Genomic DNA, 12,419 nt, shown 5'->3' on the forward strand with positions numbered 1-12,419 from the left:
TCAATTTCGCTTTCGTGCACTCATTTTTAACGTTTTGATAATCATGATGAATTCCCGGGAATATAAATTATGAGGTATATAGTTGCCTTAACGGGAGGCATTGGCAGTGGCAAGAGTACCGTTGCCAATGCGTTTGCTGATCTCGGAATTAACGTCATTGATGCCGATATTATTGCGCGTCAGGTGGTTGAACCAGGTGCACCTGCGCTACATGCCATTGCTGATCACTTTGGCGCTAACATGATTGCTGCTGATGGAACATTGCAGCGCCGGGCCTTGCGCGAGCGGATCTTCGCCAACCCGGAAGAGAAAAACTGGCTTAACGCCCTGCTGCATCCGCTGATTCAGCAAGAGACGCAACACCAGATCCAGCAAGCTACTTCCCCCTATGTACTGTGGGTTGTGCCATTGCTGGTAGAAAACTCACTGTATAAAAAAGCGAATCGAGTGCTGGTGGTGGATGTCAGCCCAGAAACGCAACTTAAGCGCACCATGCAGCGCGATGATGTAACTCGCGAGCATGTCGAACAAATCCTTGCTGCTCAGGCAACGCGCGAAGCCCGCCTTGCCGTGGCAGATGACGTCATTGATAATAACGGCGCACCGGATGCTATCGCATCGGATGTTGCCCGCCTGCACGCACACTATTTGCAGCTTGCGTCGCAGTTTGTCTCACAGGAAAAACCGTAATGCAGACCCAGGTCCTTTTTGAACATCCACTAAATGAAAAAATGCGTACATGGCTGCGCATTGAGTTTTTGATTCAGCAACTCACCGTTAATTTACCCATCGTTGACCACGCTGGCGCGCTGCATTTCTTCCGTAATGTCAGTGAATTACTGGATGTTTTCGAGCGCGGCGAAGTCCGCACTGAGCTGTTGAAAGAACTTGACCGGCAGCAACGTAAACTCCAGACCTGGATTGGCGTGCCTGGCGTGGACCAGAGCCGTATTGAAGCATTAATTCAGCAGTTAAAAGCGGCGGGGAGCGTATTAATTTCCGCGCCGCGTATCGGGCAATTTCTGCGTGAAGATCGTTTGATTGCTCTGGTGCGTCAGCGACTGAGCATCCCAGGCGGCTGTTGCAGCTTTGATTTACCTACATTGCACATTTGGCTGCATCTACCCCAGGCGCAGCGCGACAGCCAGGTAGAAACCTGGATTGCCAGCCTGAACCCGCTCACCCAGGCACTTACCATGGTGCTGGATTTAATTCGCCAGTCGGCTCCCTTCCGTAAACAAACCAGCCTGAATGGTTTTTATCAGGATAACGGTGGCGATGCCGACTTGCTGCGCCTGAATCTGTCGCTCGATTCACAGCTTTATCCGCAAATTTCCGGACATAAGAGCCGTTTTGCCATTCGTTTTATGCCGCTGGACACTGAAAACGGACAGGTACCGGAACGTCTGGATTTCGAACTGGCCTGTTGCTAAGGAGTGAAAATGTCAGAAACTATTACGGTGAATTGCCCAACCTGCGGGAAAACGGTGGTGTGGGGTGAAATCAGCCCGTTTCGGCCATTTTGCTCCAAACGTTGTCAGCTGATCGACCTCGGAGAATGGGCTGCTGAAGAAAAACGAATCCCCAGCAGTGGCGATCTTTCCGAAAGCGATGACTGGAGCGAAGAGCCAAAGCAGTGACATTTGTCTGATGCCGCACGTAGGCCTGATAAGACGCGGACAGCGTCGCATCAGGCATCTTGTGCAAATGTCGGATGCGGCGTGAACGCCTTATCCGACCTACAGACGCTTAAGCTTCGCAATTACCGGTTCATTGGCTGGCGGAAAATCATCGGCATTAAGACCGACTAGCGACATCCACTCACCGGGTTGCCCTTCTTTACCCCACGGCTCCCCTTCCCAGCTTTCGACCAGCCAGAACCACAGAGTTATATGCCTGTCCGGGAATTCATATTCCAGTTTTTCAAATAGCGAAAAATGTTGTGGGGTAATCCCGACTTCTTCCTGAAGTTCACGCACCACCGCCTGTTCCGGCGTTTCGCCCATTTCAATTTTACCGCCGGGAAACTCCAGTTTATTCGCCATGTGCGCATCTGCTGCGCGACGCGTTATAAAGATTTCATTGTTCTCGTTGCGAATAATACCTACCGCAATTTGCAGCTTTTTCATTGTCTTAAACCTATAAAAAAGGCGCAGAATCCTGCGCCTTTTACTTCAACTGTTAGCTTTTATTGCAGGCGACCATGGCACTGCTTGTATTTTTTACCAGAACCGCACGGGCAAGGATCGTTACGTCCTACTTTGCGCTCACCGGTTTGCGCCGCCAGTGCAGCTGCGGCTGCAGAGTCGTCATCCTGATGGCTAAGCTGCTGCATTTGCGCTAAACGCTCGGCTTCCATACGACGCTGTTGTTCCAGCTCCTCAACCTCTTCAGGCATACGTACCTGGACTTTGCTCAGCGTGCTGATAACTTCATATTTTAACGACTCCAGCATCGCTGCAAACATGGAGAACGATTCACGTTTGTATTCCTGCTTCGGATCTTTCTGTGCATAGCCACGCAGGTGGATACCCTGACGCAGATAGTCCATCGCTGCCAGGTGCTCTTTCCACAGGGAGTCAAGCGTTTGCAGCATGACGCCTTTCTCGAAGTGACGCATCATCTCAGCACCAACCACTTCTTCTTTACGCTGATACACTTCGATGGACTGCGCCAGAATGCGCTCACGCAGCGTCTCTTCATGCAGTTCTGGTTCTTTATCCAGCCACTCGGCAATTGGTAAATCGAGGTCGAAATCGTTCTTCAGACGTTCCTGCAGCCCCGGAATATCCCACATTTCTTCCAGCGACTGTGGCGGAATGTAGGCATCAATGGTGGCTTTGAACACATCTTCACGAATGCTGTTGATGGTTTCGCTCACATCGCTGACATCCAGCAGTTCGTTACGCTGGGAGTAAATGGCGCGACGCTGATCGTTAGCCACGTCATCATATTCCAGCAGTTGCTTACGAATGTCGAAGTTACGACTTTCAACTTTACGCTGGGCGTTGGCAATCGCTTTAGTCACCCACGGGTGTTCAATGGCTTCGCCTGGCTTCATACCCAGTTTACGCATCATGCCGGATACTCGGTCGGAAGCAAAAATACGCATCAGCGCATCTTCCATCGACAGGTAGAAACGGGAAGAACCAGCATCCCCCTGACGACCAGAACGACCGCGCAACTGGTTATCGATACGACGGGATTCGTGACGCTCGGTACCGATGATATGCAGGCCACCTGCTTCCAGTACCGCATCGTGACGTACCTGCCAGTCGGCTTTAATTTTTTCAATTTGCTCTACGGTCGGATTTTCCAGCGCGGCAACTTCTGCCTGCCAGCTACCACCGAGCACAATATCTGTACCACGACCCGCCATATTGGTCGCGATAGTCACCGCAGCCGGATAACCTGCCTGAGCAACAATCGCCGCTTCGTTGGCGTGGAATTTGGCGTTCAGGACGTTGTGCTTAATACCGGCTTTGGTCAGTTCGTTTGACACCAGCTCCGATTTTTCGATGGAGATAGTACCCACCAGCACCGGCTGGCCTTTCGCAGTACGTTCTTTGATATCTTCAATGATCGCCTGAATTTTTTCCGCTTCAGTCATGTAGACCAGGTCCGGCAGATCTTTACGAATCATTGGACGGTTGGTCGGAACAACGACGGTATCCAGCTTGTAGATGGAGCTAAATTCGAAAGCTTCGGTATCAGCAGTACCGGTCATCCCCGCCAGTTTTTCATACAGACGGAAGTAGTTCTGGAAGGTGATCGAAGCCAGCGTTTGGTTTTCGTTCTGGATCTGCACACCTTCTTTCGCTTCCACAGCCTGGTGCAGACCATCGGACCAGCGACGGCCCTGCATGGTACGACCGGTGTGTTCGTCAACGATGATAACTTCACCATCTTTAACGATGTAGTCGACGTCGCGGGTAAACAGCGCATGAGCGCGCAGCGCCGCCGTTACGTGGTGCATCAGCATGATGTTGGCCGGAGAGTACAGAGACTCCCCTTCATCCATGATGCCCTCTTTCACCAGCAGTTCTTCAATCAGCACCAGACCACGTTCGGTCAGGTTCACCTGGCGAGATTTTTCGTCCACCGAGAAGTGGCCTTCGCCCTGGAAGGTTTCGGAGTCTTCTTTTTCCTGACGGATCAGGTGCGGAATAATTTTATTCACGCGTTTATACATTTCCGAGCTGTCTTCTGCCGGGCCGGAAATGATCAGCGGTGTACGCGCTTCATCGATCAGGATGGAGTCCACTTCGTCCACCAGCGCATAGTGCAGTTTACGCTGTACACGTTCTTCAGGGCTGAACGCCATATTGTCGCGCAGGTAGTCAAAGCCGTATTCGTTGTTCGTACCGTAAGTGATGTCAGCTGCGTAAGCTTCGCGCTTTGCCGGTGCTGGCATGCCCGGCAGGTTGATACCGACAGTCAGGCCAAGGAATTCAAACAGCGGACGGTTGTTTTCGGCGTCACGTTGCGCCAGGTAGTCGTTGACGGTAACTACGTGCACGCCTTTACCGGTTAGTGCGTTCAGGTAAGCAGGCAGCGTTGCGGTCAGGGTTTTACCTTCACCGGTACGCATTTCGGCGATGCAGCGTTCGTTAAGAACCATACCGCCGAGTAACTGAACGTCGAAGTGACGCATACCAAAGACGCGCTTACTTGCCTCACGTACCACGGCGAAAGCTTCCGGGATCAGATTTTCCAGCACTTCGCCTTTTTCCAGACGTGCACGAAACTCTGCGGTTTTCCCTTTCAGTTCTTCGTCGGAGAGTTTTTCCATCTCCGGTTCCATGGCATTGATGATGTTGACCACTTTGCGCATCCGGCGCAGGGTGCGATCGTTACGACTACCGAAAACTTTAGTTAACAATTTGATTAGCATAATAAAATCTCAAACGCCCCGCGTTGCGGAGTTAATAAAATGAAGTAAAGGTTTATTGTTGTTAGGTGAGGCGTTGAGGGCCAGCACGGATGCCTTGCGCCTGGCTTATCCAGACGGGCGTGCTGAATTTTGCTTGTGGGGTAAAATGCGCATAATCAATGCGATAACCCTTTTCAGACGGCGTGCCTTCCTGGGTCAGCAGCGCGCTGAGCGTATCCAGTAATGCAAGATGTTGCGCCTGAAGAGGCAAAGATTCTTCAGCAACGGGCAGTGTTTGCGGTGCCATTGCGAAAGAAAGATGACGGATTACCGTGCGAATGGCATGTTGATGCCAGTAATCAACGGAATAGTTCGAATTCGGGCGGCGTGTGTTCGCTTCCAGCAAGGCCAATTGACCAAAGTTAACTTTGGCTGAAGGCTCGTGGTTGCGGGTTGTCGCTTTTGCGGGCGCGTTTGGTTCGGCGGCGTTGCTGAGCGCAGGCAAACCTAAACTCGCCGCAACCATCCCTAATAAGAGATGCGGCCAGAAGTAGCGTTTACCAAACTGTCGCCAGCGCGTCAGTATTCCACTCACGTTATTGCCATCCCGATCGTATTCAAACGTATTTAGCGCACAAATCTTATCATTAAAGCCTGCAGTCCACAGCACGAATGAAGATAAGTTGTGCGGAAAAGTGCTTAAGAAAACAGCGTTCGCACCGTTTTTTATAGCTCTTATAAAATTTAAAAAAAAACGACTGGTTCACCTGGCCGGAGAGAGTGCCAGATTTGCCAGTCGAATTTTATACGACAGTATAAATGTCGTTATGCCAGTACAGCTGAAGGCGCTTTGAAGGCCAACGGCAGTTCTGCGTCGTCCTGGAAGGTCACATATTCCCAGGCTTCCTGTTTCGCCAGGACAGCCTGCAGCAGTTTGTTATTCAGTGCATGACCGGATTTATAAGCGGTAAATGCACCAATAATATTGTGACCACACATGAACAAGTCACCGATCGCATCGAGCATTTTGTGACGCACAAATTCGTCTTCAAAACGCAGGCCGTCTTCGTTCAGTACGCGATAATCGTCAACAACGATGGCACAATCGAAGCTGCCGCCCAGGCACAAACCACGGGACTGCAGATATTCGATATCACGCATGAAACCGAACGTACGCGCACGGCTGATCTGGCGCATAAACGCATCAGCGGAGAAGTTCATCGCATAGCGCTGGTTGCTGGAATCAATAGCCGGATGGTTAAAATCGATGGTGAAATCCAGCGAAAAACCATTGTACGGCTTAAATTCAGCCCACTTATCGCCATCTTCGACACGAACAGTCTCTTTGATGCGAACAAATTTTTTGGCGCAGTTCAACTCGTCGATACCGGCGTCAAGCAGCAGGTATACAAACGGAGCGGCGCTGCCGTCCATGATCGGGATTTCCGGCGCGTTAACTTCGATAACAATGTTATCGATGCCCAAGCCCGCGAGAGCAGCATTGAGGTGCTCTACGGTTGAAATCCGTACATCATGCTCGTTGACCAGACACGTACAGAGCATGGTATCACGCACAGATTTGGCATCGGCCGGGAAATCTACCGGTGGATTCAAGTCGGTGCGACGATAGATGACCCCGGTGTTGGCCGGCGCAGGGCGTAACGTCAGGGTGACTTTCTTGCCGGTATGTAAACCGACACCCGTCGCCTGAACGATACGTTTAAGTGTCCTTTGTTTGATCATCGTATTATCTCGCCAAATTACCTATCCAACCGAAGTGTACTATACATTCGGCGGGCCAGTTTAGCACAAAGAGCCTCGAAACCCAAATTCCAGTCAATTCTTAATCAGCTTGCTTACGCAGGAATGCTGGGATATCCAGATAATCCGGCTCTTTCGCAGTTTGCGGCGCATTGTCATTCACGACTTTAGCAACCGGCTTCTGCTCCTGGGTCAGCGGAGCCATCCCATGCTGCTGGTAGCGATCCATCACTGGCTGCTGAACCTGCTTATTGGTCACCAGAGTGATTTCAGGACGTTTGTCCATGCCGATACCTGTCGCAACAACGGTTACGCGCAGCTCGTCATTCATATCCGGGTCAAGAGAAGTACCGATAACCACAGTCGCGTTGTCGGAAGCAAATGCACGGATGGTGTTACCTACCGTTTCGAACTCATCCAGACGCAGGTCGAAGCCCGCCGTGATGTTAACCAGCACGCCGCGCGCGCCAGACAGGTCGATATCTTCCAGCAGCGGAGAAGAGATAGCCATTTCAGCAGCTTCTTCCGCACGGTCTTCACCGCTCGCCACGCCAGAACCCATCATTGCGTAGCCCATCTCAGACATTACGGTGCGTACGTCTGCAAAGTCCACGTTCATCAAACCCGGACGAGTAATCAGTTCAGCGATACCTTGCACAGCGCCTTTCAGTACATCGTTCGCTGCGCCAAACGCATCCAGCAGGGAGATACCGCGGCCCAGAACTTTCAGCAGTTTGTCGTTCGGGATAGTGATCAGAGAGTCCACATGCTTGGACAGTTCAGTGATCCCCTGCTCCGCGAATGCCATACGCTTCTTGCCTTCAAAGTTGAAAGGCTTAGTGACGACAGCAACGGTCAGGATACCCAAATCTTTTGCCACTTCAGCGACGACTGGTGCTGCACCTGTACCGGTACCACCACCCATACCCGCAGCAATAAAGACCATGTCTGCACCTTCCAGCGCCGCACGCAATGCATCGCGATCCTCATCAGCCGCATTGCGGCCAACTTCTGGATTAGCGCCAGCGCCCAGTCCTTTGGTGATACCGCTACCGATTTGAATCGTCTGTCCAACCGCTGTTTTACGCAGCGCTTGTGCATCGGTATTTACCGCGAAGAATTCAACACCTTCAATGCGCTCGCGCACCATGTGTTCAACAGCATTACCGCCGCCGCCGCCGACGCCGATGACTTTAATCACCGCGTCATTGGTAAGTTCCATTGGTTCAAACATAGTTTCTCTCCGATTTGTGCCTGTCGCCTGAGGCCGTAATCATCGTCGGCCTCATAAAAATTAAAACTCTTTTCGCAGCCAACTATTGAGTCGCTTGATCCACGAGCCAACTGATGCTGTAACACGTTTTTCTACTTCAGCTTCACCGTTAAGATGTGACTCTTTCCCATAGTGAAGCAATCCCACCGCCGTCGAATAATACGGCTCCTGAGCATAATCCGTTAAACCGGTAATGTTCAGCGGCGCGCCGATACGCACTTGCGTATGAAACACGCGCTGAGCACAGGCTGCAAGACCTTCGATCTGCGCTGCGCCACCGGTTAATACAATGCCTGCCGCCAGGTGATGTTTAACCCCTTGTTGGCGAAGCTTTTCCTGCAACTGCAATATCTCTTCGTTGACCAGGTTGAGCAGCTCGGTATAGCGCGGCTCGATCACCTCTGCCAGGGTCTGACGTTGCAGACTCCGCGGCGGACGACCACCTACGCTCGGCACTTCCACGCTCTCATCTTTTCCAACGATGGAACCCAGCGCACAACCGTGGCGAACTTTAATCGCTTCGGCGTCGCTTGGCGGCGTGCCAAAGGCGTAAGCGATATCACTGGTCACGACATTGCCAGCATAAGGAATTACCTTAGTGTGGCGCAATGCCCCACCGGTATAAACGGCGATATCCATTGTACCACCACCGATATCGACGACGCAGACACCCAGTTCACGTTCATCTTCCGTCAATACCGAATAACTTGATGCCAGTCCGGCAAATATCAGTTGGTCAACTTTCAGCCCACAACGTTCAACCGCTTTGACGATGTTTTTCGCCATATCGTTGTGACATGTGATCAGGTGCACTTTTGCCTGCATCCGCACGCCCGAAAGTCCTACCGGATTCTTGATCCCTTCCTGATAGTCAATCGCATACTCTTGCGGGATCACATGCAGCACACGATGCTCATCGCGCACACGCACCGATTTCGCGGTATGGACGACGTTTTCCACATCTTCTTGCGTCACTTCTTCTTCAGAAATAGGCACCATACCAATTTCATTCTGGCAGCTGATGTGCTTACCAGAAAGCGCCAGATATACCGAAGAGATCTGACAATCTGCCATCAATTCTGCCTGGTCAATGGCGCGTTGTACGCACTTGACCACGGATTCGAGGTCGTTCACCCCGCCTTTATCCATACCACGTGACGGGCAGCTGCCCACGCCAATGATATTGACCATACCGTCGGGCAGAACTTCCCCTACTAAAGCGGCAACCTTCGCGGTACCAATCTCCAGTCCTACTACCAGTTTTCTGTCCGTCGCCTTGATCATTGTTGTTCTGCCTGTGCCTGATTTTGTTGCTGAGTAGATTCCTCTGGCGGCAAGGGCGCCCAGCCTACTGCCGCTCCAGAGTCATAACGCAAATCAACGTAGCTAATCCGTTTGCCATCGGTTTGCGCCTGCTGCTGTAAAACCGGATAAAGTTCTACAAAGCGAGCCAAACGTTTCATCGTATCGCCCCGGCCAAGATTGAGCTTAATATCGTTATTCAGCGTCAACTGCCAGGAACGCCGCGCGGTCATCGCCGCTTCCTTCAGAGTAAATCTGTCCTTTGCCAGCATCTGCCCCATTTCGCGATAGCCCTGCAACACTTCATTGGCGCTGCCTTCCGGGCCATACAGCATTGGAAGCACCTGCTTGCTGGTGCGATCTGGCGGCACGCTGAAGGTGTTTCCTTCCGCGTCTACCATATGTTGATCATTCCACCGCGCAATCGGCACATATTCAACCAGATGAATCTTCAATTCATCAGGCCACTGCTTTCTGACGCTCACCTGCTTAATCCACGGCAGGCGTTGTTCTATTTGCGTCTGGATGATGTTGACATCTTGGGTCATAAAGGTACCCGGCTCACCCAATGCCAGGATCGACTGCCGGATATCGTCATTACGCGTGTAATGGCGTTCACCGGTCAACACCAGCTTTGAGAGCGGCAGGCGTTGCGCATCTTCCATCCAGCCCAACACGACCCAGCCGCTCACCAACACTGTCGTTAAAACGGTCAGCAGGAAAAGGATCCCCGCCAGACGCGTTCCATTATTGCGGCGAGAAGAAACCTCTTCTTCGCTATTTCGCGTGTTCAGAGCAGCCTGCGACATATTAGTCCGCCAGTTCCAGAATTCGTACTACCAACTGCGAGAAGCTCATACCTGCCTGACGTGCCGCCATCGGCACCAGGCTGTGGCTGGTCATACCCGGTGAGGTATTGGCTTCCAGCAGATAAAACTGTCCATCGCTGTCCAGCATAACGTCAATACGTCCCCATCCTTTGCAACCTAACGTCGTCCATGCTTTCAGCACTAATGCCTGCAAATTGGCCTCTTGTGACGCTTCCAGACCTGCGGGGCAGAAATACTGTGTCTCATCAGAGAGATACTTCGCCTCATAATCATAGAAGGTTCCGGACGGTTGAATACGTATTGACGGTAAAATTTCTTCACCGAGTATCGCAACCGTGAACTCCGGCCCACTTAGCCATTTTTCAATCAATACTTCTTCATCGTGCTGAAATGCCAATCTTAATGCATCTTGTAGAGCATTTTCTGCTACTACTTTTGACATTCCCACACTGGAACCTTCGCGGCTCGGCTTAACGATAACCGGCAAACCCAGAGCAGAAATTTCTGCTAACTGCTTATCGCTCAGGCCTTTTTCAAACTCTGCGCGGGTTAACGCTACCCACGGCGCGACCGGTAAACCGGCACCTTGCCACAGCAGTTTGCTGCGTAGTTTATCCATTGAAAGCGCAGATGCCATCACTCCGCTGCCGGTATAAGGCAAGCCCATCAGCTCGAGCATGCCCTGCAGCGTACCATCTTCACCGCCGCGACCGTGTAGCGCGATAAACACTTTCTGAAAACCCATCGACTTCAGTTGCGTCACGTCGACTTCTTTCGGGTCGACAGGATACGCATCAATACCGCCTTCACGCAGCCCGGCTAACACCGCTGCGCCAGAATTCAGAGAAACTTCCCGCTCAGCGGAAGTCCCGCCCAACAGGACCGCGATTTTATCAGTCATGTTGTTCTTCCTCCGGAGTTTGCGGCTTCAGTTTGATTTCAGCTAAAGAACGGGCAATTTTTCCGATATTACCAGCCCCCTGAACGAGAATCAGGTCGTTACCGGTTAATACCGGTGCCAGCATCTCGGCTACCTGCGCAGGGTCCGGCACCAGAATGGGATCAATTTTCCCACGTCCACGAATTGTGCGACACAGCGAACGGCTGTCCGCTCCCGGAATTGGCGCTTCGCCAGCCGGATACACTTCCAGCATCAACAGGGTATCAACCTGCGTCAGCACATTGGCGAAATCATCATACAGGTCGCGCGTACGGGTAAAACGGTGCGGCTGAAACAGCATTACCAGGTTTTTATCCGGCCAGCCTGCGCGCGCCGCTTTAATGGTGGCGTCAACTTCCGTCGGGTGGTGGCCGTAGTCATCGACCAGCATTGCCGTACCGCTTTTACCATTCACTGGCTCCAGCGGGAATTCACCGAGGAAATCAAAACGGCGCCCAGTCCCCTGGAAGCTCTCCAGCGCACGTAAAATAGCCTCGTCATCAATTCCCTCTTCCGTAGCAACCGCAACCGCAGCTGCGGCGTTCAGCGCGTTATGACGACCTGGCGCATTCAGGGTGACGCGCATCGGCTCTTTGTCCTGGCGCAGCAGCGTAAAGTGCCCCTGCGGGCCAATCTGCTGATAATCTTCTACACGCACGTCGGCATCTTCGCTGAAGCCGTAAGTCGTGGTCTGACGTCCCACTCGCGGTAACAATTCGCGGATCACCGGATCATCAACACACATCACCGCACGACCGTAAAACGGCAGGTTGTGCAGAAAATTAATAAAAGTCTGTTTTAAATTCTCAAAGTCGCCCTGGTAGGTATCCATGTGGTCGGCTTCGATATTGGTGACAATCGCCACCATCGGTTGCAGATGCAGGAACGATGCATCACTCTCATCTGCTTCGGCAATCAGGTACCGACCATGCCCCAAACGCGCATGAACCCCCGCCGCTTTTACCAGCCCGCCGTTAACGAAGGTTGGGTCGAGCCCCGCTTCTGCGTAGATGCTGGAAACCATCGCGGTGGTTGTCGTTTTGCCGTGCGTTCCTGCAATGGCGATGCCATGACGAAAACGCATTAACTCAGCCAGCATTTCGGCACGACGGATCACCGGAATACGCGCTTCATGAGCTGCGACAATTTCCGGGTTATCGGCAGAAATGGCGCTGGAAACAACGACCACGCTGGCATCACGTACGTTTTCCGGGCGATGGTTGAAATAAATCGTCGCTCCCAGATTCATTAACTGCTGCGTGACCGGATTTGGCGCTAAATCGGAACCACTGATCTGATAACCTTCATTGGCCAGAACTTCGGCAATACCGCCCATACCGGCACCACCGATGCCGACAAAATGTATGTGCCGAACGCGACGCATTTCGGGCACGATGGAACGCAGTTTTGCCAATTGTTGTGTATTCATTCTTTACGCCA

At 52.1% G+C, this 12,419-nt stretch carries 13 protein-coding genes; 3 read left to right on the forward strand and 10 right to left on the reverse strand.

Features of this window, described 5'->3' with window-relative positions:
• Positions 1-45 carry a protein YacM gene (locus HGD79_RS26370; protein WP_120795372.1) on the reverse strand — a complete coding sequence of 15 codons (45 nt, stop codon included), beginning with the start codon at positions 43-45 and terminating at the stop codon, positions 1-3.
• 24 nt (positions 46-69) lie between these two features.
• Here HGD79_RS26370 and coaE point away from each other — a divergent pair, with 24 nt between their 5' ends.
• Genes coaE through yacG form a run of 3 tightly spaced genes read left to right on the forward strand, consistent with a single transcriptional unit; the run spans position 70 to position 1,640 of the window.
• Positions 70-690 carry a dephospho-CoA kinase gene (gene coaE / locus HGD79_RS11550; RefSeq protein ID WP_001269520.1) on the forward strand — a complete coding sequence of 207 codons (621 nt, stop codon included), beginning with the start codon at positions 70-72 and terminating at the stop codon, positions 688-690.
• Positions 690-1,433 (forward strand): cell division protein ZapD, encoded by a 744-nt coding sequence (zapD, locus tag HGD79_RS11555; RefSeq protein ID WP_001194734.1) that lies wholly within the window; start codon positions 690-692, stop codon positions 1,431-1,433. The genes coaE and zapD overlap by 1 nt, the downstream gene beginning before the upstream one ends.
• Positions 1,434-1,442: 9 nt before the next feature.
• Positions 1,443-1,640, forward strand: a complete 198-nt coding sequence (yacG, locus tag HGD79_RS11560) for a DNA gyrase inhibitor YacG (protein ID WP_000005042.1) — start codon at positions 1,443-1,445, stop codon at positions 1,638-1,640.
• 99 nt (positions 1,641-1,739) lie between these two features.
• Here yacG and mutT read toward each other — a convergent pair whose 3' ends face one another.
• The 9 genes from mutT to murC form a co-directional block, all read right to left on the reverse strand.
• Positions 1,740-2,129, reverse strand: coding sequence for an 8-oxo-dGTP diphosphatase MutT (gene mutT / locus HGD79_RS11565; protein WP_000736013.1), 390 nt, complete (start codon positions 2,127-2,129; stop codon positions 1,740-1,742).
• 59 nt (positions 2,130-2,188) lie between these two features.
• On the reverse strand, positions 2,189-4,894 hold the full coding sequence (secA, locus tag HGD79_RS11570) for a preprotein translocase subunit SecA (protein ID WP_000905795.1): 2,706 nt from the start codon (positions 4,892-4,894) through the stop codon (positions 2,189-2,191).
• 61 nt (positions 4,895-4,955) lie between these two features.
• On the reverse strand, positions 4,956-5,468 hold the full coding sequence (secM, locus tag HGD79_RS11575) for a secA translation cis-regulator SecM (RefSeq protein WP_000014321.1): 513 nt from the start codon (positions 5,466-5,468) through the stop codon (positions 4,956-4,958).
• 230 nt (positions 5,469-5,698) lie between these two features.
• The gene (lpxC, locus tag HGD79_RS11580) at positions 5,699-6,616 is read right to left on the reverse strand and encodes a UDP-3-O-acyl-N-acetylglucosamine deacetylase (RefSeq protein ID WP_000595482.1); all 918 of its coding nucleotides are present in this window, start codon (positions 6,614-6,616) and stop codon (positions 5,699-5,701) included.
• A gap of 100 nt (positions 6,617-6,716) precedes the next feature.
• The gene (gene ftsZ, locus HGD79_RS11585; protein ID WP_000462776.1) at positions 6,717-7,868 is read right to left on the reverse strand and encodes a cell division protein FtsZ; all 1,152 of its coding nucleotides are present in this window, start codon (positions 7,866-7,868) and stop codon (positions 6,717-6,719) included.
• 60 nt (positions 7,869-7,928) lie between these two features.
• Positions 7,929-9,191 (reverse strand): cell division protein FtsA, encoded by a 1,263-nt coding sequence (gene ftsA / locus HGD79_RS11590; protein WP_000588474.1) that lies wholly within the window; start codon positions 9,189-9,191, stop codon positions 7,929-7,931.
• Positions 9,188-10,018 carry a cell division protein FtsQ gene (gene ftsQ / locus HGD79_RS11595; protein WP_000075744.1) on the reverse strand — a complete coding sequence of 277 codons (831 nt, stop codon included), beginning with the start codon at positions 10,016-10,018 and terminating at the stop codon, positions 9,188-9,190. Before ftsQ ends, ftsA begins: the two co-directional genes overlap by 4 nt.
• A 1-nt stretch (position 10,019) precedes the next feature.
• Positions 10,020-10,940: a D-alanine--D-alanine ligase gene (gene ddlB / locus HGD79_RS11600; RefSeq protein WP_000130056.1), complete on the reverse strand. Its 921-nt coding sequence runs from the start codon at positions 10,938-10,940 to the stop codon at positions 10,020-10,022.
• Positions 10,933-12,408, reverse strand: coding sequence for a UDP-N-acetylmuramate--L-alanine ligase (gene murC, locus HGD79_RS11605; RefSeq protein WP_001096048.1), 1,476 nt, complete (start codon positions 12,406-12,408; stop codon positions 10,933-10,935). Before murC ends, ddlB begins: the two co-directional genes overlap by 8 nt.
• Positions 12,409-12,419: the final 11 nt, after the last annotated feature.

The sequence above is a fragment of the Escherichia sp. SCLE84 genome, assembly GCF_012584495.1.
Classification (GTDB): Bacteria; Pseudomonadota; Gammaproteobacteria; order Enterobacterales; family Enterobacteriaceae; genus ECMA0423.